Consider the following 22486-nt stretch of genomic DNA (forward strand, 5'->3'; position numbering starts at 1 on the left):
AGACCTACGAGGTCGCCAAACGCGGTTCGGGCAAGCAGCAGGCCGCGACCACCATGGCCTTCGTCCGGCTCCTCAAGGACCTCATGCGGGACAAGAACTTCGGCAAGCACATCGCCCCGATCATCCCGGACGAGGCCCGCACGTTCGGCATGGACGCGTTCTTCCCCACGGCCAAGATCTACAACCCCAAGGGCCAGAACTACCTCTCCGTGGACCGCGACCTCGTCCTGGCCTACAAGGAATCCGCGCAAGGCCAGCTGATCCACCCCGGCATCAACGAAGCCGGGGCCGTGGCCGCGTTCACCGCCGCCGGCACCTCCTACGCCACCCACGGCGTGCCGCTGGTTCCGGTCTACGTGTTCTACTCCATGTTCGGCTTCCAGCGCACCGGGGACGCGTTCTGGGCCGCCGGGGACCAGATGGCCCGCGGCTTCATCATCGGCGCCACCGCCGGGCGGACCACCCTGACCGGCGAAGGACTCCAGCACGCCGACGGCCACTCCCCGCTGCTCGCCTCCACCAACCCCGCAGTGGTCACCTACGACCCCGCCTTCGGCTACGAAATCGGCCACATCATGCGCGACGGCATCGAACGCATGTACGGGCCGGACTCCGCCGATCGGAACTTAATGTACTACCTCACGGTATACAACGAACCGATCACCCAGCCGGCGGAACCCGAAGACCTCGACGTCGACGGCGTGCTGAAGGGCATCTACCTGCTCGCCCCCGCGAAGGCCGAAGGACTGAGGGAAAATAGTCCCCGGACCCAGATCCTGGCCTCCGGCGTCTCCGTCCCCTGGGCCATCGAAGCCCAGCGGATCCTCGCCGAGGACTGGGGCGTCTCCGCCGACGTCTGGTCCGTCACCTCCTGGACCGAACTGCGCCGCGACGGCATGGCCGCCGAGGAAGAAGCCTTCCTCAACCCCGGCACACCCGCCCGCGTCCCGTTCGTCACCCAGCAACTCGCCGGCGCCACCGGCCCCGTCGTCGCGGTCTCGGACTACATGAAAGCCGTCCCGGACCAGATCCGCCAGTTCGTGCCCAACGAGTTCGCCACCCTCGGCGCGGACGGCTTCGGCTTCTCCGACACCCGCGCCGCAGCCCGCCGCTTCTTCAAGAACGACACCCACTCCATCGTGGTCCGTTCCCTGGAAATGCTCGCGCGCCGCGGTGAAGTCGAGGAGGGTGCACCGTCCTACGCCATGGACCGGTACAAGCTCCTGGACGTTAATGCCGGCACCACCGGCAATGCAGGCGGGGACTCGTAACCTCCAATACAAGAGAGGGCCGGCAGCAGCGCATGTTGGTGCGCTGCTGCCGGCCCCCTCTTTACTGGATGACGCGTGACTGTGGCTTCGTGGATGACAAGTACTGTGGCGACGGCAGCCGTGCCAGGGCAAATTGCGGCAAGGGGCCGCGGTTGAAGAGCTGACTGGCCTGTGGGCGCCAAAGAACGCCCTGCCACGGTTCGCCCTATCGATAGATGCCCAGGATCGGTCATCCATCAGGCCATCAGCCCTGAGAGGCTAGCGGGTGAAAACCGGAAGCGCCCGGAGCCATCGGGAAAATCCGCCGCCGCGCCGAATGCGCTCTGCGTCGGTGGGCACGTGAAAGTCCGGATCCGTTCCGCTTCCGACGGGAAAGTAGAACTCTTGGGCTACAAGGGTTTCCGCTTCTGCCGGTACCACCGGCTTCTTATCCTGCGCGCACATCTGATCCTCCTCCGAGGTCACGGGTCTTTTCATATCGTGAAAATTTAGTTTTACTATACGAAAAGTTTAGAGGCGCCGGGCTGGGCCCGTCAATGGGCCCGAAGCGCCGGCAGTCACAAACTGAATTTTCAGTTTGTGATGTACAACACGGGCGGGCTGGGCTACGCTGATTGTCAATTCGTGGCCGAAAGCCACGTAACCTGGGAGCAGCAGGCAGGGTCGTAATGAGCTGACATCTATCGATGTCGGCTCTTTTTTTGTGGGCCGACGGTACAAGAAACGTGCGGGAAACGCACGCTTAATTTCTATGTGGCCCTTATGCCACGTACCTGAAGTTGGGAATCTGACCATGAGCAGCAACATCATCCTCGGCCACAACCAGTTCGGAAAGGCCGAAGTCCGGGTCGTCAAGATCAGCCGGGACACCGACCGCCACGAGATTGAGGACCTCAACGTCACCTCGCAGCTCCGCGGCGACTTTGCGGCCGCCCACCTCGAAGGCGACAACGGCCACGTCGTGCCCACGGACACCCAGAAGAACACCGTCTATGCCTTCGCCAGGGAAGGCATCGGTTCCCCCGAAAGTCTCCTGCTGCGCCTGGGCGAGCACTTCACCTCCAGCTTCGACTGGGTGACGGGCGGCCGCTGGGAAGCGGAGTCCTACAGCTGGAACCGGATCCAGGCCCACGGCGCCGAGCATGCCCACTCCTTCGTGCGCAACGGCCAGGAAATCCGCACGGCCGTCCTGGTGCGCGACGGCGACACCGCCCACCTGATCTCGGGCCTCAAGGACCTCACCGTCCTCAAGTCCACCGAGTCCGGCTTCGTCGGGTACCCGAAGGACAAATACACCACCCTCGCCGAAACCACCGACCGCATCCTCGCCACTGACGTTTCGGCACGCTGGCGCTTCAAGACCGGCACCGACTTCACCGCTGTGGACTTCAACAAGAGCTACGACGACGTCAAAGCCCTCCTGCTCGAAGGGTTCACCGAAAAATACTCGCACGCCCTGCAGCAGACCTTGTTCGACATGGGCACGAAAGTCCTCGAAGCCCACAGCGAGATCGACGAGATTAAGTTCTCGATGCCTAACAAGCACCACTTCCTCGTGGATCTTTCACCGTTCGGCCTCGACAACCCCAACGAGGTCTTCTTCGCAGCAGACCGTCCCTACGGCCTGATCGAGGCCACGGTCCAGCGTGAGGACGCCAGCCCGGCGGACATCGCCTGGTCCGGCATCGCGGGCTTCTGCTAAAAGCGCCGGCTACAAGCCAGCAGTTTCCGGGGCCTCTTCGCAGGGGGAGGCCCCGGCCTATAGGGGACCCAGCCAAGCCCCTCCCCCGGCACCACCGTTAGCCAGACCACCGTTAGCCAGACCACGTTAGCCAGACGAAGACGTCTGCCATGAACCAGAAAGTCTGCCATGAACACCAAAAAACCTCTCAAAGCCGCCACTCCGCGCAACCAACGCTCTGTCACGGATCGTCCGGAAGACCAGCGCCTTTCCATCGGCAGCAGCTTTGCCTACGGCTTCCAGCACGTCCTCACCATGTACGGCGGGATCATTGCCGTCCCGCTGATCGTCGGCCAAGCGGCCGGCCTCTCCCCCGCAGACATCGGAGTGCTTATCGCGGCGGCACTCTTCATGGGTGGCCTGGCCACCCTGCTGCAGACCATCGGCGTTCCGTTCTTCGGCTCGCAACTGCCGCTGGTCCAAGGCGTCTCCTTCGCCAGCGTCGCCACCATGGTGGCCATCGTCAGCGGGGGCGGCGGCCTGCCCTCGGTCTTCGGAGCGGTGATGGTTTCGGCGGCCATTGGTCTGCTGATCGCCCCGGTCTTCTCCAAGATCGTACGGTTCTTCCCGCCGGTCGTCACCGGCACTGTCATCACCACCATCGGCCTGACCCTGATGCCGGTGGCAGCCAACTGGGCCATGGGCGGAAACCGGAAGGCAGAGGACTACGGAAGCATGGCCAATATCGGACTGGCTGCCGTCACCCTGGCGCTCGTCCTCCTTTTGAGCAAGGTCGGCAGCGCCACCATCTCCCGCTTGTCCATCCTTCTAGCCATGGTGGTAGGCACCATTGTGGCAGTGGCGACCGGCATGGCTGACTTCTCCAAGGTAGGCGATGGTCCGATTGTCGCGTTCCCCACGCCGTTCCACCTGGGGGCACCCACCTTCGAGATCGCAGCCATCATTTCCATGGTGATCGTCGTCCTGGTGATCCTGACCGAAACCATGGCCGACATCCTTGCTGTGGGCGAAATCGTCGGTACCCGCACGGACTCCAAGCGGATCGCAGCCGGACTGCGCGCCGACATGGGCTCCAGCCTCATCGCCCCGATCTTCGGCTCCTTCACCCAGAGCGCTTTCGCCCAGAACGTCGGCCTGGTGGCAGTCACCAAGATCAAGAGCCGCTACGTGGTCGCGGCCGGCGGCGTGATCCTGGTCCTGCTCGGCCTGCTGCCCGTCCTGGGCCGCGTGGTCGCCGCCGTTCCAACCGCCGTTCTCGGCGGCGCGGGAATCGTCCTGTTCGGCACGGTGGCTGCCAGCGGCATCAGGACCCTGGCCAAGGTCGAATACCGGAACAACATGAACCTGATCATCGTGGCCGCTTCAATCGGCTTTGGCATGATCCCGATTGCCGCGCCGACCTTCTACGACAAGTTCCCGTCGTGGTTCGGTACCATCTTCCACTCCGGCATCAGCTCAGCAGCGGTGATGGCCATCCTGCTCAACCTGCTGTTCAACCACCTGAAGGCCGGCAACTCAGAAAACCAATCGGTGTTTGTTGCCGGTACCGGCCGGGTGGTCCGCGAGGAGGACCTTAAATGCCTTGCCGACGGCGACCGTTACGAAGGCGGCAAGCTCATCGATTGCGACGGCAAGGAAGTCGCGGTCCAGTCCTCCGGGCAGGTACCAGAACACTAGAAACACCGTTCAACGCAGACGGCGGCCACTCCCGAAAGAGTGGCCGCCGTCCGTGGCGCCGGGAACCGAACCGCCGCCGGAGAATGATCAGGCCCGGTTGAGTTCGTCCGAAATAGCCTGTGCGGCTTCCCGAAGCATCGGGACGGCGCGGTCACTGAAAGCCTTGTCAACGCGCGAGACAGGTCCGGAGACCGAGATCGCTGCCGGAGTAGGAGCGTTGGGTACGGCCATGGCAAAACACCGGACGCCCAACTCCTGCTCCTCCTCATCAATGGAATACCCGCGCTTCCGGATCCGGCCCAGGTCCGCCAGCAGCGATTCGATGTCGCCGATGCTCTTCGGAGTGGGCGTGGGCATTCCGGTACGCGCAACGATCCCGCGGACCGTCGCGTCATCAAGCTGGGCCAGGATGGCTTTACCCACGCCCGTGTCGTGGGTATGGGCGCGGCGGCCGACTTCGGTGAACATCCGCATGGAATGCAGGGAGGGAACTTGAGCCACATAAATGACCATGTCCGAATCAAGCACCGCCATGTTGGCCGTCTCACCCAAGTTGTCCACGAGGGATTTGAGCTGCGGGCGCGCCACGGCACCCAGCTGCTTGTTTGCTCCTTCGCCGAGCCTGATCAAGCGGGGGCCCAAGGCGTACCGGCGGTTGGGCAACTGACGGATATAGCCAAGAGTGACCAAAGTGCGCAGGAGCCGGTGGATAGTAGGCAGTGGAAGATCCGTCGACGACGAAAGTTCACTGAGCGTGACGTCGCCGCCTGCATCCGTGATCAGTTCCAACAGTTCGAAGACGCGCTCAACAGACTGAACGCCTCCGGGGGATTTTTCAGCCATGTGACTGCTCCTGCGACTCGGTTTCCGACAAATCTTATCCGCATCGTGAAAAGACTGCCCTAGGCCTCTCACGATACCGCACCGGGCAGGAGCCGCCGGGACGCCAAAGGAGGCTTGTAATTCCACAAAGTAGATAATAATATCCATAATACGAAAACCTTTTTCCAACCGACCGGCCGTCCATGGGCCAGAACAGAGGACTCTTCAATGGCGAACCCCAGCCCCGGAAATTCGATCACCTTGCGCGTGGAAGCGCCGTCCAGCTTCTCGGCCACCAGTGAGCTGGCCGCGGCCGTCGGAGCGGCAGGCGCCGCCATCACGGCATTGGACGTCACGGAGTCCCACCACGAGACCCTGGTTGTCGACGTCACGTGCAACACCACTGACGACGCCCACGCCGCACGCGTCAAGGACGCGCTCAACGCACTGGAGGGCGTTTCCGTCCAGCACGTCTCGGACCGCACCTTCCTGATGCACCTTGGTGGCAAGCTTGAAGTGGTCCCCAAGGTCGCCCTGCGCAACCGTGACGATCTTTCCCGCGCCTACACCCCCGGAGTTGCCCGCGTGTGCATGGCGATCGCCGAGGATCCCGCGTTGGCCCGCAACCTGACCGTCAAGCGCAACACCATCGCCGTCCTCACCGACGGTTCAGCCGTCCTGGGCCTGGGCAACATCGGCCCGGCCGCGGCCCTGCCCGTGATGGAAGGCAAGGCTGCCCTGTTCAAGCAGTTCGCGAACGTTGACGCCTGGCCGGTCTGCCTGGACACCCAGGACACCGAAGAAATCATCATGATCGCCAAGGCCATGGCCCCCGTGTACGGCGGCATCAACCTTGAGGACATCGCCGCCCCGCGCTGCTTCGAGATCGAAAACCGCCTCCGCGAAGAACTGGACATCCCCGTCTTCCACGACGACCAGCACGGCACCGCGATCGTCACCCTCGCCGCCCTGGTTAACGCCCTGCGCGTCGTGGGCAAGAAGCTCGAGGAGGTGAGGATCGTCGTTTCGGGCGTGGGCGCCGCCGGCTCCGCCATCATCCAGCTCCTCAAAGCCCAGGGCGCGCAGCACATCATCGCCGCCGGCCGCTCCGGCGCCATCCATTCCGGCCAGGAGTACACCGACGAGCACCGCTCCTGGATCGCCGCGAACACCAATGAGGAAGGCTTCGCCGGCACCCTGCACGAAGCACTCAAGGGCGCGGACGTGTTCATCGGCGTCAGCGCACCGAACGTGATCGGGGAGGACCAGGTCGCTTCCATGGCCACGGATTCCATCGTGTTCGCCATGGCGAACCCCAACCCGGAAATCGATCCGGTGGTCGCGGCACGCCACGCAGCCGTGGTGGCCACCGGCCGCAGCGACTTCCCCAACCAAATCAACAACGTGCTGGCCTTCCCCGGCTTCTTCCGTGGTCTCCTGGACGCCGGAGCATCAGACATCACCCCCGAAATGCTGGTGGCAGCCGCCGAGGCCATCGCCAACAGGGTCGCTGACGATGAACTTAACGCCAGCTACATCATCCCCAGCGTCTTCGACCCGCACGTTGCGGCCGACGTCGCCACTGCGGTGGCACATGCAGCCGGAAATGCAGCAAGCGCCGCAGGCACCCAGGCTGCGGCGCCCGCCGCGGATGCCGTCTACGCCGCACCCTGATTTCACCGTCTGACCCGCCGCCAACGAAAGGACCAGAAATGGCCATCACCGTCACAGATTCGCAGCCGATAGACCGTGCTGAAGAAATCCTCACCCCCGAAGCGCTGGCGTTCATCGAGGAACTCCACACCCGTTTCGCAGACACCCGTGACCGGACGCTTGCCGCCCGGCGGGCCAAGCGCCAGAAGGTCACGGAGACCGGGAAGCTGGATTTCCTCCCGGAGACCCGGGACGTGCGCGACGGCGACTGGAAAGTCGCGCCGGCACCGGCACCGTTGCAGGACCGCCGGGTGGAAATGACCGGCCCCGCGTCCCCGGCGAAAATGGCCATCAACGCCCTGAACTCCGGCGCCAAGGTATGGCTGGCCGACCTCGAGGACGCCAGCACCCCCACCTGGGGCAACGTCATCGACGCCATCCTGAACCTCCGCGACGCCGCCCGCGGCACCCTCAGCTACACCGCACCCGAAGGCAAGGAATACACCCTCCGCACCGACGCCCCGCTCGCCGTGGTGGTCATGCGCCCCCGCGGCTGGCACCTGCCCGAAAAACACGTCCTGATCGACGGCGAACCCGCCATCGGCGCGCTGGTGGACTTCGGCCTGCACTTCTTCCACGTCGCCAACCAGCTGATAACAAACGGGCAGGGTCCGTACTATTACCTGCCCAAGATGGAAAGCCACCTCGAAGCCCGGCTCTGGAACGAGGTCTTCGTCTTCGCCCAGGACCGCCTCGGCATCCCCCAGGGCACCATCCGCGCCACCGTCCTGATCGAAACCATCCCCGCCGCCTTCGAAATGGACGAAATCCTCTACGAACTCCGCGACCACGCCGCCGGCCTGAACGCCGGCCGCTGGGACTACCTCTTCAGCATCATCAAATACTTCCGCGACGCCGGCGAACAGTTCGTCCTCCCGGACCGTGCCTCGGTGGCCATGACCGCCCCGTTCATGCGCGCCTACACCGAACTGCTGGTCAAAACCTGCCACCGGCGCGGCGCCTTCGCCATGGGCGGCATGGCCGCCGTGATCCCCAACCGCAAACAGCCCGAGGTCACCGCCGCCGCGTTCGAGAAGGTCCGCGCGGACAAAACCCGCGAAGCCAACGACGGCTTCGACGGCTCCTGGGTAGCCCACCCGGACCTCGTCCCCACCTGCCAGGAAGTCTTCGACGCCGTCCTCGGCGACCCGGACAAGGGCGGCCGTCCCAACCAGCTGGACAAGCAGCGCCCCGACGTCACCGTCACCGCCGACCAGCTCCTGGACATCGCCTCCGCCGGCGGCCAGATCACCGAAACCGGCCTGCGCCTGAACCTCTACGTCGCCGTCGCCTACACCGCCGTCTGGCTCTCCGGCAACGGCGCGGTGGCCATCCACAACCTCATGGAAGACGCCGCCACCGCAGAAATCTCCCGCTCCCAGGTCTGGCAGCAAATCCGGAACAAATCCATCCTGGCCGACACCGGCAACACCGTCACCCGCGAACTCGTCGAACAAATCCTGACCGAAGAAACCGAACCGCTCCGCGGGGAGGTCGGCGAGGACGCGTTCAACCTCTACTACCGGCCCGCCAGCGACCTGATCAAGGACATCTGCCTCTCCGAGGACTACACCGACTTCCTCACCGAGCCCGCTTACGAACTGGTGAACTGAGCCATGACTGAACACAAGCACTCGCTTTCCGCGGCGGACCTCGCCCACATTGAGGGCCAACTGGCCGCAACAGACCGGCTGCTGGAACGGAATTACCCGGGCGACGACGGTTCACGCCAGCCCGTGCACACGGTGTACGTGCCCGCGGACCGTTTCACGCCGTCGTTCGCGAACGACTGGGGCGACCAGGCAACCACGGTGGCCGAGGCTCACGGCGGCCTCGAACAGCTGGGCCGGCTCCTGGGTCAGGAAGCCGGACTCGCCGAAGCCGTCGCCGGACGGGTGGCAGCGAAACTCGCCAGCGAGCCCATCGAGGACCTGCGCCTGGACTTCGAAGACGGCTTCGGGGACAGGGGCGACGACGCGGAGGACGCCGCCGCGGCCGCGGCGGCAACCGCCGTCGCTACCGCCGCCGCGGCTGGTTCGGCACCCCCCTTCATTGGCATCCGGTTTAAGTGCTTCGAGGCACCCACCCGTGCCCGCGGCCTCCGCACCCTTGACCTCTTCGTCTCAGGCCTGGCATCAGCTGGCGAACTGCCGGAAGGCTTGATCCTCACGCTCCCCAAGGTCACCACCGTGGCCCAGGTCCAGGCGATGGAGTACGCCGTTTCGCGGCTTGAGGAAGTCCACGGGCTCCCGGCCGGCCGGCTCCGCTTTGAGGTCCAGGTGGAAACACCGCAGCTGATCCTCGGCCCGGACGGCACCTCACCGGTGGCGCAACTGCCGCATGCTGTTCCCGGCCGGATCAGCGGGCTGCACTACGGCACGTACGACTACTCGGCGTCGCTGCAGATCTCGGCTGAATACCAGTCCATGGAACACCCCGTGGCCGACTTCGCCAAGGAAGTCATGCAGCTGGCCGTGGCCGGTACCGGCATCCGCCTCTCGGACGGCTCCACCAACATCATCCCGGTGGGCGGGAACGTGGAGAACGCCTGGCAGCTGCACGGCCGCCTGGTCCGCCGTTCCTTGGAACGCGGCTACTACCAGGGCTGGGACCTGCACCCGGCCCAGCTGCCCAGCCGCTTCGCCGCCACCTACGCGTTCTACCGCGAGGGCCTCCCGGCCGCGGCAGCACGGCTGCGCAACTACGTGGAGCGGACCGAAGGCGGCGTCATGGACGAACCCGCCACCGCACGTGCCCTGGCTGGCTTCGTCCTGCGCGGCGTCCAGTGCGGCGCCGTTGGTGCGGAGGAAGTCCAGGGGCTTGCCGGCGTCGGCGTCCCGCAACTGACCGCCCTGGCCCACCCGCGGCTCACCCCCGCTTCAACTCCTAAGTAAGGATCTTCCTGATGGGTAAGTACTACTCCCCCGCCGGCGGGCTACCCCCGCAGACCCACCTGACCACCGAACGGGCCATCGTCACCGAGGCCTACACGGTCATCCCCAAGGGCGTCATGACGGACATCGTCACGTCCAACCTGCCCGGCTTTTCGAACACCCGCTCCTGGATCATCGCCCGGCCCATCTCCGGCTTCGCCACGACGTTCTCCCAGCTGATTGTGGAGATCGGCCCCGGCGGCGGCGCCCCCAAGGCCGAATTCGAAGCCGGCGTCGAAGGCGTCATCTTCGTCACCCGCGGCCGGCTCAACCTGACCCTCGACGGCGAACTCCACCAGCTCGAAGAAGGCGGCTACGCCTACCTCGCCGCCGGCAGCGAGTGGGGCCTGGAAAACGTCTCCGACGACGTCGTCTCCTTCCACTGGATCCGCAAGGCCTACGAACGGCTCGACGGCTACGAAGCCAAATCCTTCGTCACCAACGAAAAGGACGTGGAACCCACCTCCATGCCGGACACCAACGGTGCCTGGAAGACCACCCGCTTCACCGACTCCAACGACCTCGCCCACGACATGCAGGTCAACATCGTGACCTTCCAACCCGGCGGCGTGATCCCGTTCCCGGAAACCCACGTCATGGAACACGGCCTGTACGTCCTGGAAGGCAAAGCCATGTACCTGCTCAACAACGACTGGGTCGAAGTCGAAGCCGGGGACTTCATGTGGCTCCGCGCCTTCTGCCCCCAGGCCTGCTACGCCGGCGGCCCGGGCGAATTCCGCTACCTGCTCTACAAAGACATGAACCGGCAAGTCCGCCTGACCTGAGCACCACCACGTGAAACGGGCGGCTCCCTGGGAGCTGCCCGTTTTTTATGCCCCAGGCGCAAGGCCAGGAGGCCCCGTGCCTGCCGCTGCCCCTTGACTCGAGCCCAGCCATTCCCTAAACTTTTCATAAAGCAGAATCTAAATTCCACAAAGCGGAAACGGCCTAAAGCTTGAAGCCGTCGGAATCTGGACACAAGCCCTCCCCGGAAGGACCTACGATGACGTACACAGTGAACTGCTCCATCCTCCTCACAGAGCTGCCGCTGCTGGAGCGCCCCGCAGCCGCTAAGGCCGCAGGCTTTGACGCGGTCGAGTTTTGGTGGCCCTTCGAAACCTCCGTCCCCACCGACGCCCAGGTCAGCGCATTCGAGAACGCCATCAAGGACGCCGGTGTTCAGCTCACCGGCCTGAACTTCAACGCCGGCAACATGCCCGGAGGGGACCGCGGCCTGGTCTCCTGGAAGGGCCGCTGTTCCGAGTTCAAGGACAACATCGACGTCGTCGCCGGCATCGGTGAGCGCCTCGGCTGCAAGGCCTTCAACGCCCTTTACGGCAACCGGCAGGACGACTTCACCCCCGAAGAACAGGACGAGCTGGCAGTCAAGAACCTGGCAGCAGCAGCCGAGGGCGTGGCCCGGATCGGCGGCACCGTCCTCCTGGAACCGGTCAGCGGCGCCGCCAAGTACCCGCTCCTGACGGCAGCGGATGCCCTCAAAGTGATTGCCCGCGTCAAGGAAGAGTCCGGCGCGGAGAACGTCAAGCTCCTCGCCGACTTCTACCACCTGGCCGTCAACGGTGACGACGTCGCAGCCGTCATCGAAAACCACGCCAAGGACTTCGGCCACATCCAGATCGCCGACAACCCCGGCCGCGGCGCTCCCGGAACGGGCGAGCTTCCCCTGGGCGAATGGATCGCCCGCAGCCGCGAACTCGGTTACGAGGGCTACATCGGCCTCGAATACAAGGAACCGCAGGAAACCGCCTTCGCCTGGGCCATCCGCCAGCACGCCGCCAAGTAACACCACACAGACTTCAGAAAGAGAACATCATGAGCAACGTTGCAGTCATCGGACTCGGAATCATGGGCCTGCCCATGGCCATCAACCTGGTCAAGGCCGGCCACACCGTCACCGGGTTCAACCGCAGCCAGGACAAGATCGACAAGCTCGTCTCCGAAGGCGGCAAGGGTGCCACCAGCATCGCTGACGCCGTGAAGGACGCCGACGTCGTCATCACCATGGTGCCGGACTCCCCCGACGTTGAGGGCGTCGTCAGCGGCGAGGACGGCGTCTTCGCCAATGCCAAGCAGGGCACCCTGTGGATCGATGCCTCCAGCATCCGTCCCGACGTCGCGGTCCGCCTCGCAGCAGAGGCCAAAGAAGCCGGCATCCGCCCCCTGGACGCACCGGTCTCCGGCGGCGAACAGGGCGCCATCGACGCGGTCCTCTCCATCATGGTGGGCGGTGACCAGGCTGACTTCGATGACGCCCAGGATGTCCTGAACGCCGTCGGCAAGACCATCGTCCACGTCGGCCCCTCCGGCTCCGGCCAGACCGTCAAGGCTGCAAACCAGCTGATCGTGGCCGTCAACATCCAGGTCCTCGGCGAGGCCATCGCGTTCCTTGAGGCCTACGGCGTGGACACCGACGCCGCCCTCAAGGTCCTCGGCGGCGGCCTGGCCGGCTCCAAGGTCCTCGACCAGAAGGGCCAGAAGATGCTCGACCGCAACTTCGAGCCCGGCTTCCGCCTGGCCCTCCACAACAAGGACATGGGCATCGTTACCTCGGCGGCCCGTGAAGCCAACGTCGTGGTCCCGCTCGGCGCCCTCGCCGCACAGCTCGTCGCCGCCACCGTCAACCAGGGCGACGGCGCACTGGACCACTCAGGACTCTTCAAACAGGTCCTCCAGCTCAGCGGCCGCAAGTAACCCTCACGCAGCGCAGCAGCTAACCCGGCCCCTCCACAACGGGGCGCTTCGACACAAACACGCCGGCCGCCGTCGTGAATTACGACGGCGGCCACCCCCAAAGTGCCCCGCGACGGTTCGCCGGGCTGCTTCAGCACACCCAAAAACAGACTTCCAAGCTTTCAAGGAGCACACCATGAGCAAGATGCGTACCGTTGATGCAGCGGTTGCCATCCTGGAAAAGGAAGGCGCCATCGAGGCGTTCGGCCTGCCAGGGGCAGCAATCAACCCCTTCTATTCAGCAATGCGGGCCCACGGCGGAATCCGCCACACCCTGGCCCGCCACGTCGAGGGCGCAAGCCACATGGCCGACGGCTACAGCCGGGCCAAGGACGGCAACATCGGCATCTGCATCGGCACCTCGGGCCCGGCGGGCACCGACATGATCACCGGGCTGTACGCGGCCTGGGCCGATTCCATCCCGATGCTGTGCATCACCGGCCAGGCACCCGTGGCCAAGCTGCACAAGGAGGACTTCCAGGCCGTGGACATCGAGTCCATTGCCAAGCCCCTCACCAAGATGGCCATGACCATCCTGGAACCGGGCCAGGTTCCCGGCGCGTTCCAGAAGGCGTTCCAGCTGATGCGCTCCGGCCGTCCGGGCCCGGTGCTGCTGGACCTGCCCATCGATGTTCAGATGGCGGAGATCGAATTCGACATCGATACCTATGAGCCCCTGCCGGTTGAGAAGCCCAAGGCCAGCCGCCGGCAGCTCGAAAAGGCCCTGGACATGTTGACCGCCGGCGAGCGTCCGCTGATCGTGGCCGGCGGCGGCATCATCAATGCCGGTGCCTCCGCGCAGCTGGTGGAACTGGCTGAGATCCTGAACGTACCGGTCATCCCCACCCTGATGGGCTGGGGTTCCATTGCCGATGATCATCCGCTGATGGCCGGCATGGTGGGCCTGCAGACGTCCCACCGCTACGGCAACGAAAACTACCTGCGCAGCGACTTCGTCATCGGCATCGGCAACCGCTGGGCGAACCGCCACACCGGCGGCCTGGAGACCTACACGGCCGGGCGCAAGTTCGTGCACGTTGACATTGAGCCCACGCAGATCGGCCGGGTATTCTCCCCGGACCTGGGCATCGCCTCCGACGCCGGTGCGGCACTGGCAGGGCTGATTGAACTGGCCGCCGAACGCAAGGCAGCCAAGTCGCTGCCGGATTACTCCGCCTGGGTTGCTGAATGTGCGGAGCGGAAGGCCAGCCTGCACCGCAAGACGCACTTTGAGAACATCCCCATCAAGCCGCAGCGCGTGTATGAGGAGATGAACAAGGCCTTCGGACGCGACACCATCTACGTGTCCACCATCGGCCTGTCCCAGATTGCCGGCGCGCAGATGCTGCATGTCTTCGGACCGCGGAAATGGATCAATGCGGGCCAGGCCGGCCCGCTGGGCTGGACCGGCCCGGCGGCCCTGGGCGTGGTCCGCGGCAAGCCTGAGGAGACGGTGGTCGCCTTGTCCGGTGACTATGACTTCCAGTTCATGATCGAAGAACTGGCCGTGGGCGCACAGTTCAACCTGCCCTACATCCACGTGGTGGTCAACAACTCCTACCTGGGTCTCATCCGCCAGTCCCAGCGCGGCTTCCAGATGGAACAGAACGTGTCGCTGGCGTTCGACAACATCAACAGCGCGGACCTGTCCGAGAACGTAAGGGGCTACGGCGTTGACCACCTCAAGGTCGCTGAGGGCCTCGGGTGCAAGGCCATCCGGGTGCAGGACCCCAACGACCTCGCCGCGGCCTTTGACAAGGCCAAGGCCCTCATGGGCGAGTTCAAGGTTCCCGTGGTGGTTGAGGTGATCCTGGAAAAGATCACCAACATCTCCATGGGTGTGGAAATCAACGCCGTGAACGAGTTCGAGGAACTGGCAGAGACCGCCGCTGACGCTCCCACCGCCATCCTGGCGATGCAGGGCTAACCATGCGCATCGTGATTGCCCCGGACAAGTTCAAGGGATCGCTGTCTGCACCGGAGGTCTGCCGGCACCTGGAAAAGGGACTGCAGCGCGGGGCCGGTAAGGCACCCATCAGCACCCTGGACGTTGTCCGCGTACCGGTAGCCGACGGCGGCGAGGGAACCCTCGATGCCGCCGTCGGCTCCGGCTTCACCCGCCGCACCGCCCGAGTTGCGGGACCCACGGGTGAACCGGTTGACGCGGATTATGCTGTCCGGGACAGGGTGGCCGTCATCGAGATGGCCGCCGCCTCAGGGCTCGCGGTGTTGCCCCAGGTCATCCGCGGAGAGCAGCCCGACCCGGTGTCCGCAGCGACCGCCACCAGTCTGGGGACGGGGCAGCTGATCCGGGCGGCACTGGATGCAGGCTGCCACCGAATCATCCTCGGCGTGGGCGGCAGCGCCAACACCGACGGCGGCGCCGGCGTACTCCAGGGGCTGGGAGCGCGCTTTCTGGACGCGGACGGCCATGAACTGCCCGCCGGCGGGGCAGCCCTGGCCCGCCTCGACACCATTGACTTCACCGACTTTGAGCCCAGACTCAAGGACACACGCTTTGTGCTGGCTTCTGACGTCGATAATCCCCTGCTGGGCGCGCAAGGCGCCGCAGCGGTTTTCGGCCCGCAGAAGGGCGCCGCACAACAAGACGTCGGCATGCTCGACGCCGCCCTGGCCAGGTTTGTCGAAGTCCTGGCCAGGGAGATCGGATTCCGCGCCGTCAAGGCGGCGGAGGCTCCCGGCGCGGGGGCCGCCGGCGGGGTGGGCTACGCTGCCATCGCCGTCCTGGCCGCGACGCGGCGGCCGGGTATCGACGTCGTCCTGGAATTCACCCGGCTGGCTGAACGTCTGGCCGGGGCGGATCTGGTGATCACGGGCGAAGGCAGCCTGGACGAGCAAAGCCTGCTGGGCAAGACGCCCATGGGCGTTGCACGGGCCGCTGCTGCCCAGGGCGTTCCCGTGATCGCCGTCTGCGGCCGGACCACTCTGGACCATGACCAGGTAGCGGCCGCCGGATTCGAGGCCGTCTACGCTTTGACGGCACTCGAAACCGATGTAAACAGGTGCATAGCAGAGGCAGGACCGCTGCTGGAGCAGCTAGGCACCCAGATCAGTGCGGGGCTGGCGGCCAACAGGCCCGCCACCGCAAGTACCAAGGAGGACCTCCGTGTCTGAAGAACGCTTTGACCTCGTCATCCGGGGCCAGCGCATCCTGACCACCGCCGGCATCGCCCCACGCGAAGTGGGCGTCCGCGGCGGCAAGATCGTGGCCATCGAACCGCTGGGCAACGGCCTGGCCGGTGCCGAGGTGATCGAACTGGCCGACGACGAAACGCTGCTCCCGGGCCTCGTGGACACGCACGTCCACGTCAACGAGCCCGGCCGCACCGAATGGGAGGGCTTTGCCTCCGCCACCCGGGCCGCGGCGGCCGGCGGCGTCACCACCATCATCGACATGCCACTGAACTCCGTCCCGCCCACCACCACGGTGGAGAACCTCAAGCTCAAACGCGAGGTGGCCGAGGACCAGGCCTTCGTGGACGTCGGATTCTGGGGCGGGGCGATTCCCGGCAACAAGGAGGATCTGCGTCCCCTGCACGACGAGGGCGTCTTCGGCTTCAAGTGTTTCCTCCTGCACTCCGGCGTGGACGAGTTCCCGCACCTGGATGCGGACGAAATGGAAGAGGACATGGCCGAGCTGAAGTCCTTCGACTCGCTCATGATCGTCCACGCCGAGGACTCACACGCCATCGACCGCGCCCCCCACCCGGGCGGAGACCACTACTCCACCTTCCTGGCGTCCCGCCCCCGGGGCGCCGAGAACAAGGCCATCGCGGAGGTCATCGAACGGGCCCGCTGGACCGGTGCGCGTGCGCACATCCTGCACCTCTCGTCGTCGGACGCGCTGCCCATGATTGCCAGCGCAAAACGCGACGGCGTCAGGCTCACCGTGGAGACGTGCCCGCACTACCTGACCCTGACTGCCGAGGAAATCCCCGACGGCGCCACCGCCTATAAGTGCTGCCCGCCCATCCGCGAGGCGTCCAACCGGGAACTGCTGTGGCAGGGCCTGCAGGACGGTACCATCGACTGCATCGTTTCGGATCACTCGCCCAGCACCCTTGACCTCAAGGACCTGGAAAACGGTGACTTTGCCGTGGCCTGGGGCGGCGTCTCCTCCCTGCAGCTGGGCCTGTCGCTGATCTGGACCGAGGCCCGGCACCGCGGTATCCCGCTGGAACAGGTGGTGTCCTGGATGGCGGAAAAGCCGGCCGCCCTGGCCCGCCTCACCAACAAGGGGCAGCTGGCGCTGGGCTACGACGCCGACTTCGCCGTCTTCGCGCCGGACGATGCTTTCGTGGTGGACGTCTCCAAACTCAAGCACAAGAACCCCATCACCCCGTACGACGGCCAGGCCCTCTCCGGCGTGGTCCGGAAGACGTTCCTGCGCGGCGCAGTGGTGGACGGCCAGACCCCCACCGGCAGGCTCATCCGCCGCGGCGGCATCTGAGGCAAGCCATGGCAGCACAGGTGCATGACTCCGGACGCTGCGCCGGTCCTTCGACGGCCCGCCAGCTTCCGCCTGCTGCCGTTCGAGGCCTGGCGGTCTGGATCACGTGCGGACCGGAATCCGACGTCGATGAAGCCGCCTTGGTCCGCGCCGCCAGGCTCGTGCTCGAACGTGCCCTCACGCTTGCTCCGGAGGCGGAAGTCCAATGGCCTGCCCCCGGAGCTGCCACGTCCGCCGTGGAAGGAGCCGCAGCCGACTCCTCTCAGCCTCCTTCCACGGCGGAAATTCAGCCGGAAATTCAGTTGGCGAAAGGAACGGCCACGGCAGCTGCCGCGGGTGCCGATGGAACCCGCCTGCCGCCGTCGGCCCGCCCCGTCAACCACGTTACTGTTGACCTCGCTGCCGATCAGGTCCTCCTGGACGGAACACCCGTGCACCTCACGGGTGTTGAATTCCAGGTTCTCAGGTACCTGGTGACGCACCTGTCACGCGTGGTGGGGCGGGTGGAGCTCCAGCAGTTCCTGGACACCTTCGAAACCCCTGGCGCCGCACCCCGTTCCATTGATACGTACGTGGGCAGGATCCGGCGGAAGCTGGGGAATGCCCGCCACGCTGTGACCACCGCCCGCGGCCGGGGCTACCAGTTTGTACCCGGCGCGCGTGCCACCGTCCGCGGCCCGGCTGAATACTGCATATGACGCCGGAAACTCTTTGCCTGCACCCACACAATCTCCCAAAGGAAATGCCATGACCCACGCCCTGATCGCCAAACTCCAGCCCGGAATCCAGGCCCCCGACTTCACGCTGAAGGACGCCCAGGGCCGCGAAACAGCCCTTGCCGATTACCGCGGGAAGAGCGTCATTGTGTACTTTTACCCCAAGGCGGCCACGCCCGGCTGCACCACCGAGGCTTGCGACTTCCGCGACAGCCTGGCGTCCCTGCAGGGCAAAGGTTACGAGGTCATCGGCATCTCCCCCGACGCACCCGAGGCGCTGGCCGGTTTCACAGACGATTACTCCCTGACCTTCCCCTTGCTGTCCGACGAGGATCACGCGGTCGCCCTCGCCTACGGGGTCTGGGGTGAAAAGCTCATCGACGGGCGTGTTACCGAGGGCGTTGTCCGTTCCACTGTCGTCCTGAACGCGGACGGAACGGTGAAACTTGCGGAGTACCACGTCGATCCCCGGGGGCACGTTGCAGCACTGAGGAAAGAGCTGGGGATTTAGGGATCGTTTCTTTTCCGGGAGCCGGGGGATCGTTAACCGGAGCCGTAGTTCAAGAACCTACGCTTGTCCGCTCCTGAGGCTTTCCTGGGGAACGGCACTCCCCCAGCAAACGGACTGATGGCCAGTCAGTGGACGCCTGGGCAGCAGACGGTGACATCATTTGAGCCCACGACCCGCCGGTGGCCGCCGACGGTTTCACAACCAAGACGGCTACGCACTACAGCTGGCCGCGCCCCGACCGATCTGTCTTCCGAGGGCTGCTCAGGAACGGAAACCGACCAACTGGACGGCTGGCTGGCGTGCCGACCAAAGAGCCGGAGCGGGTCGTGAATAGGCACGAAATGGAATTTGCCCTATGGGTCGATCACTATCCGGCCGTTGACAGCACAGACTTTGCCCTCACGAGCAATCCCGTTGGGAAGTGACTCCAGCCTGGAACCAACGGGGCGACATATGGTTTCCCTCCCGGCGTTCGCACCCGGGGGAGTGAAAGTAGCTGGGAGAAATCCCCTTCATGACGAATTGGCGTTTCCGCAAAGTTGAGCCGCCGCGGGGGCGACAGTCAGTCGCCCACTGGACGGACGGCGCCGACAGTGTGCGTTCGATCCAATCCCACCAGGTTCTCCAGAGTCATCCTGAACTCAGATAAAAGGCGCGTCTACCTCTACCCAGTCACGCTCCGCCCCGTGAGTTGCCCGCTCTTGCCAGCCCTCGCAGTGTTATGTACCATGTCACATACGACGTGATGCACGCCACAGGTGCTGCTCACTTATCTGAGATGAAAGATCGCTATGACCCTTTCAGAAATTGCGAACGGAAAGCTCGCACCCCGTACCGGCATCAAGTTGGACAATATTTCCAAGCGCTACGGTGACAACGTTGTGATCGATGACGTTTCCCTGCACGTGGAACCCGGAACTGTGACCGCCCTGATTGGGCCCTCCGGTGCAGGAAAGAGCACCTTTTTGCGATGCATCAACCTGCTGGAGCGGCCGGACGCCGGAACAATCCAAGTAGCGGGCCACACCATCGAGCCTGGCCGGGTTGTCAACAACAAGGACCTCGCCGCCCTGCGCAGCACGGTGGGCATGGTGTTTCAGTCCTTCAATCTCTTTCCGCACATGTCCGCCCTGAAGAACATCAGCTTCCCCCAGCAGAAGGTCCTGGGACGCAGCAAGGGCGAAGCGGACGAACGCGCAATGCAGCTCCTTGAGCGCGTCGGCCTCAAGGAGAAGGCGGGACAGCATCCGGGCCGGTGTTCAGGCGGACAGCAACAACGCATTGCCATCGCCCGCGCTCTGGCCCTCGACCCCTCGATCATGCTTTTCGATGAGCCGACGTCAGCCCTTGACCCTGAGGTGGGCCTGGAAGTCCTGGCTGTCATGCGTGAGCTGGCCAAGGACGGAATGACAATGATCGTAGTGACTCACGAAATGCAGTTCGCCCGTGACGTTTCAGACACGTTGGTTGTTATGGCCGACTGCAAGATCATCGAACAAGGTGACCCACGCGCCATCATGAGCGACCCGCAGGAGGCCCGCACCCGGCGCTTCCTGCGCGCAGTCCTGGAGCGCTGACGGTGGACGCTTTTTCCGCAGTCCTCCAGGGGCTGCCGATGACACTCATGCTGACCCTGTCAGCATTCATGATCGGCATCATAGGAGCTGTCCCTCTCGCAGTGGGCCTGTCCTCGCCGAACATGATCATCCGACTGGCGTGCCGGATCTTCGTGGACCTGGTCCGGGGCGTCCCGATCATTGTGTGGCTGTTCCTGCTCAAGTTCGGCATCCAAATTGGAACCTTCAAGTTCAACCCTGTAAGCGCCGCAATCGTAGGGCTGGGGATTGTCTCCATCGCCTACCTTGCCGAAATATACCGCGGCGGGCTCCAAGCCGTCCCGCGCGGACAGGGAGAGGCTGCCGGAGCCCTTGGCTTGGACCAGGGAACGACATTCCTTCACGTGACGGTCCCCCAGGCCTTCCGGATAGTGTCCCCTTCCATTGCGACCTACTTGACCGGCCTGCTTAAGGACTCCTCCATCGCCTCCACCATCATCGTGACTGAAATGGTGTTCCAGTCCCAAGCATTTGCGCGGCAGCACCCCACCACGGAAGGCATCTTGCCTTACATTCTGGTCGGCATCCTCTACATCGTGCTGAGTTTGCCGGTCGCGTATCTGTCCCGCAGCCTTGATGCCCGGATGAGGAAGGCGGTCTACGCATGAGCTGGTTTGCAGAATGGGCGGCCTACCTGCCTCAAATGGTGTCCGGCCTGGGTGTTAGCCTCCTGATCGCAGGGGTCGCGATAGCCGCTGGCTACCCGCTGGGGCTCGTTCTCAGTGTCCTGGTGAGCACGAAAAACCTCGCCCTTCGTACCTTTGGGCTGGCCATAGTCGAAATCGGCCGCGGTGCCCCGGCCCTGGTGATCCTGTACCTCTTCTACTACGGCCTGCCGAAGTTCGGCATCGCTTTCGAAAGCATCACCGCCGCCTGTCTGGCCCTGACCTGGAATGCCGCAGCATACTCCTCCGAGATCATGCGGGCGGGCCTGCAGTCCGTGGACCGCGGACAATCAGAAGCCGCCAACGCCCTCGGCCTGTCCCGAACCCACACCTTCTGGCGGGTCATCATGCCCCAAGGCATGCGCTCTGCAGTGCCGGGACTCATGGGCGTAGCCATCCAAGTGTTCCAGGGCACGTCCCTGGCCTATGCAATAGCGGTCCCCGAACTCATGAAGTCCGCCTACAACATCGGCAGCCAGGACTTTAACTACCTGCAGATATTCACCCTCGCGGGCATCTGCTACGCCGTCATATCGATGCCGGCCACATGGGTCACGGTCTACTTCGAAAAACGCATGGCCCGCCACGTCTGACCACTCCAACCGCACCACACCAATTTCGCATCACCCCCAACCATCAGGAGGAACCATGAGCACCAAGCGTTTCAAAACCCCCGCCGTCATGACGGCCACGGCACTGGCCCTGGGCATCTCCCTAAGTGCATGCGGCGGAACCTCAGGCGCTAGCACCGCCTCAGACTGCACCCCAAAGCACCAGGGCATCAAAACAGTCGCCCAGGGCAAACTCACCATCGGCGTCATCGACATCCCACCCTTCAGCAGCTACAACAGCGGCACACCCAACGGCATCGACCTCGCAATCATCAACAAGATTGCCAAAGATGAATGCCTGCAGCCTGCCTTCCAGCAGGCCACCTATGCCGACGCCGTCCAATCCATCTCCGGCGGCAACATCGACCTCGCGGTCGGCACAATCGATGCCACCGAAAAGCGCCTGAAGGCCGTTGACTTCTCCGCCTCCACCTACCTTGACGGCATGGGCATCGCCTCAAAGACGGGCGCCACCACAGTTGCCGAACTGGAGAAGATGAACAAGGTGGGCACCATCGACGGCTATCTGTGGGTGGAAGACCTGAAGAAGATCCTGGGCGACAAGCTTGTCACCTACCCGTCAAGCGTTGAACTCAAGGCCGACTTTGACGCTGGCCGCCTGGACGCCGACGTCGACGCTTACGGCGTACAGGTCCTGCAGTTCAAGGACGCGTCAGGAATCACAGTGGCCCTTTCAAACGACAAGCCCGATCCCCGTGTCGGGGCAATCACGCATGCCCCGGAAGCCGCCTTTCCCATCACCAAGGGCAACACAAGCCTGAAGGAAGCTCTGGATGCCGGCATCACCTCCCAACGCCAGGATGGCACCATCGCCAAACTCCTCAAGGACGCCGGCCTCTCCGAAGGCCTGGGAAAAGTGGCAGACAAGCAGTACGTCGTTCCGGCCAGCTAAAAATTCAGCCAAAACTTGGTGCCGGGCCCAGGCCCGGCACCTCCCAAACACCTGTGCAATGTCACATGGTAGAATAGCTGTGAGGGATCTCACGGCATCGACGACGGCACCAAG

General features: G+C 64.5%; 19 protein-coding genes. 18 read left to right on the forward strand and 1 reads right to left on the reverse strand.

All coding sequences use genetic code 11. The annotated features are described in order from the left end of the window. The 3 genes from PY310_RS03640 to PY310_RS03655 form a co-directional block, all read left to right on the forward strand. Positions 1 to 1271 (forward strand): transketolase-like TK C-terminal-containing protein (locus tag PY310_RS03640; RefSeq protein ID WP_419095446.1); only part of this gene is annotated, 1271 nt, incomplete at its 5' end. A 793-nt stretch (positions 1272 to 2064) separates the two neighbouring features. Then, positions 2065 to 2973, forward strand: a complete 909-nt coding sequence (gene pucL, locus PY310_RS03650; protein ID WP_275212828.1) for a factor-independent urate hydroxylase — start codon at positions 2065 to 2067, stop codon at positions 2971 to 2973. 168 nt (positions 2974 to 3141) lie between these two features. Further along, positions 3142 to 4650, forward strand: a complete 1509-nt coding sequence (locus PY310_RS03655; protein WP_275212829.1) for a nucleobase:cation symporter-2 family protein — start codon at positions 3142 to 3144, stop codon at positions 4648 to 4650. 87 nt (positions 4651 to 4737) lie between these two features. On the opposite strand, the gene PY310_RS03660 is transcribed toward PY310_RS03655, so the two are convergent. Further along, complete coding sequence (locus PY310_RS03660; RefSeq protein ID WP_275212830.1) at positions 4738 to 5493, reverse strand: IclR family transcriptional regulator; 756 nt, start codon at positions 5491 to 5493, stop codon at positions 4738 to 4740. A 207-nt stretch (positions 5494 to 5700) separates the two neighbouring features. Here PY310_RS03660 and PY310_RS03665 point away from each other — a divergent pair, with 207 nt between their 5' ends. The 15 genes from PY310_RS03665 to PY310_RS03735 all read left to right on the forward strand — a co-directional run bounded on the left by PY310_RS03665 (position 5701) and on the right by PY310_RS03735 (position 22372). Next, entirely contained in the window at positions 5701 to 7146 is a 1446-nt protein-coding gene (locus PY310_RS03665) for an NAD-dependent malic enzyme (RefSeq protein ID WP_275212831.1), read from the forward strand. A 38-nt stretch (positions 7147 to 7184) separates the two neighbouring features. Continuing rightward, positions 7185 to 8798, forward strand: coding sequence for a malate synthase A (gene aceB / locus PY310_RS03670; protein ID WP_275212832.1), 1614 nt, complete (start codon positions 7185 to 7187; stop codon positions 8796 to 8798). Between the two features lie 3 nt (positions 8799 to 8801). Beyond that, positions 8802 to 10079: a DUF6986 family protein gene (locus PY310_RS03675; protein ID WP_275212833.1), complete on the forward strand. Its 1278-nt coding sequence runs from the start codon at positions 8802 to 8804 to the stop codon at positions 10077 to 10079. A gap of 11 nt (positions 10080 to 10090) precedes the next feature. Then, positions 10091 to 10903 carry a bifunctional allantoicase/(S)-ureidoglycine aminohydrolase gene (locus tag PY310_RS03680; protein ID WP_275212834.1) on the forward strand — a complete coding sequence of 271 codons (813 nt, stop codon included), beginning with the start codon at positions 10091 to 10093 and terminating at the stop codon, positions 10901 to 10903. A gap of 218 nt (positions 10904 to 11121) precedes the next feature. After that, the gene (locus tag PY310_RS03685) at positions 11122 to 11922 is read left to right on the forward strand and encodes a hydroxypyruvate isomerase family protein (protein WP_275212836.1); all 801 of its coding nucleotides are present in this window, start codon (positions 11122 to 11124) and stop codon (positions 11920 to 11922) included. Beyond that, a complete protein-coding gene (locus PY310_RS03690; RefSeq protein ID WP_275212837.1) occupies positions 11811 to 12830 on the forward strand; it encodes a 2-hydroxy-3-oxopropionate reductase in 1020 nt (339 codons plus the stop codon). Before PY310_RS03685 ends, PY310_RS03690 begins: the two co-directional genes overlap by 112 nt. 175 nt (positions 12831 to 13005) lie before the next feature. Then, complete coding sequence (gcl, locus tag PY310_RS03695) at positions 13006 to 14796, forward strand: glyoxylate carboligase (protein WP_275212838.1); 1791 nt, start codon at positions 13006 to 13008, stop codon at positions 14794 to 14796. A 2-nt stretch (positions 14797 to 14798) separates the two neighbouring features. Continuing rightward, positions 14799 to 16004, forward strand: a complete 1206-nt coding sequence (locus PY310_RS03700) for a glycerate kinase (RefSeq protein WP_275212840.1) — start codon at positions 14799 to 14801, stop codon at positions 16002 to 16004. Then, complete coding sequence (allB, locus tag PY310_RS03705) at positions 15997 to 17340, forward strand: allantoinase AllB (RefSeq protein ID WP_275212841.1); 1344 nt, start codon at positions 15997 to 15999, stop codon at positions 17338 to 17340. Before PY310_RS03700 ends, allB begins: the two co-directional genes overlap by 8 nt. Positions 17341 to 17348: 8 nt before the next feature. Continuing rightward, on the forward strand, positions 17349 to 18038 hold the full coding sequence (locus tag PY310_RS03710; RefSeq protein ID WP_275212843.1) for a winged helix-turn-helix domain-containing protein: 690 nt from the start codon (positions 17349 to 17351) through the stop codon (positions 18036 to 18038). Between the two features lie 49 nt (positions 18039 to 18087). Continuing rightward, positions 18088 to 18567, forward strand: coding sequence for a thioredoxin-dependent thiol peroxidase (gene bcp / locus PY310_RS03715; protein WP_275212844.1), 480 nt, complete (start codon positions 18088 to 18090; stop codon positions 18565 to 18567). A gap of 791 nt (positions 18568 to 19358) precedes the next feature. Then, positions 19359 to 20144, forward strand: a complete 786-nt coding sequence (locus tag PY310_RS03720) for an amino acid ABC transporter ATP-binding protein (RefSeq protein ID WP_275212845.1) — start codon at positions 19359 to 19361, stop codon at positions 20142 to 20144. Between the two features lie 2 nt (positions 20145 to 20146). After that, entirely contained in the window at positions 20147 to 20791 is a 645-nt protein-coding gene (locus PY310_RS03725) for an amino acid ABC transporter permease (RefSeq protein ID WP_275212846.1), read from the forward strand. After that, entirely contained in the window at positions 20788 to 21441 is a 654-nt protein-coding gene (locus PY310_RS03730) for an amino acid ABC transporter permease (RefSeq protein ID WP_275212847.1), read from the forward strand. The genes PY310_RS03725 and PY310_RS03730 overlap by 4 nt, the downstream gene beginning before the upstream one ends. 55 nt (positions 21442 to 21496) lie before the next feature. Further along, a complete protein-coding gene (locus PY310_RS03735) occupies positions 21497 to 22372 on the forward strand; it encodes a substrate-binding periplasmic protein (RefSeq protein ID WP_275212848.1) in 876 nt (291 codons plus the stop codon). Positions 22373 to 22486: the final 114 nt, after the last annotated feature.

Origin of the sequence: Pseudarthrobacter naphthalenicus (assembly GCF_029076445.1) — a bacterium.
Taxonomy (GTDB): Bacteria; Actinomycetota; Actinomycetes; order Actinomycetales; family Micrococcaceae; genus Arthrobacter; species Arthrobacter naphthalenicus.

What these genes read in the sequence shown, in the direction of transcription:
- pucL (WP_275212828.1), top strand. Translation starts at nt 2,065, where the DNA reads ATGAGCAGCAACATCATCCTCGGCCACAACCAGTTCGGAAAGGCCGAA.
- PY310_RS03655 (WP_275212829.1), top strand. Translation starts at nt 3,142, where the DNA reads ATGAACACCAAAAAACCTCTCAAAGCCGCCACTCCGCGCAACCAACGC.
- PY310_RS03660 (WP_275212830.1), bottom strand. Translation starts at nt 5,493, where the DNA reads ATGGCTGAAAAATCCCCCGGAGGCGTTCAGTCTGTTGAGCGCGTCTTC.
- PY310_RS03665 (WP_275212831.1), top strand. Translation starts at nt 5,701, where the DNA reads ATGGCGAACCCCAGCCCCGGAAATTCGATCACCTTGCGCGTGGAAGCG.
- aceB (WP_275212832.1), top strand. Translation starts at nt 7,185, where the DNA reads ATGGCCATCACCGTCACAGATTCGCAGCCGATAGACCGTGCTGAAGAA.
- PY310_RS03675 (WP_275212833.1), top strand. Translation starts at nt 8,802, where the DNA reads ATGACTGAACACAAGCACTCGCTTTCCGCGGCGGACCTCGCCCACATT.
- PY310_RS03680 (WP_275212834.1), top strand. Translation starts at nt 10,091, where the DNA reads ATGGGTAAGTACTACTCCCCCGCCGGCGGGCTACCCCCGCAGACCCAC.
- PY310_RS03685 (WP_275212836.1), top strand. Translation starts at nt 11,122, where the DNA reads ATGACGTACACAGTGAACTGCTCCATCCTCCTCACAGAGCTGCCGCTG.
- PY310_RS03690 (WP_275212837.1), top strand. Translation starts at nt 11,811, where the DNA reads ATGGATCGCCCGCAGCCGCGAACTCGGTTACGAGGGCTACATCGGCCT.
- gcl (WP_275212838.1), top strand. Translation starts at nt 13,006, where the DNA reads ATGAGCAAGATGCGTACCGTTGATGCAGCGGTTGCCATCCTGGAAAAG.
- PY310_RS03700 (WP_275212840.1), top strand. Translation starts at nt 14,799, where the DNA reads ATGCGCATCGTGATTGCCCCGGACAAGTTCAAGGGATCGCTGTCTGCA.
- PY310_RS03710 (WP_275212843.1), top strand. Translation starts at nt 17,349, where the DNA reads ATGGCAGCACAGGTGCATGACTCCGGACGCTGCGCCGGTCCTTCGACG.
- bcp (WP_275212844.1), top strand. Translation starts at nt 18,088, where the DNA reads ATGACCCACGCCCTGATCGCCAAACTCCAGCCCGGAATCCAGGCCCCC.
- PY310_RS03720 (WP_275212845.1), top strand. Translation starts at nt 19,359, where the DNA reads ATGACCCTTTCAGAAATTGCGAACGGAAAGCTCGCACCCCGTACCGGC.
- PY310_RS03730 (WP_275212847.1), top strand. Translation starts at nt 20,788, where the DNA reads ATGAGCTGGTTTGCAGAATGGGCGGCCTACCTGCCTCAAATGGTGTCC.
- PY310_RS03735 (WP_275212848.1), top strand. Translation starts at nt 21,497, where the DNA reads ATGAGCACCAAGCGTTTCAAAACCCCCGCCGTCATGACGGCCACGGCA.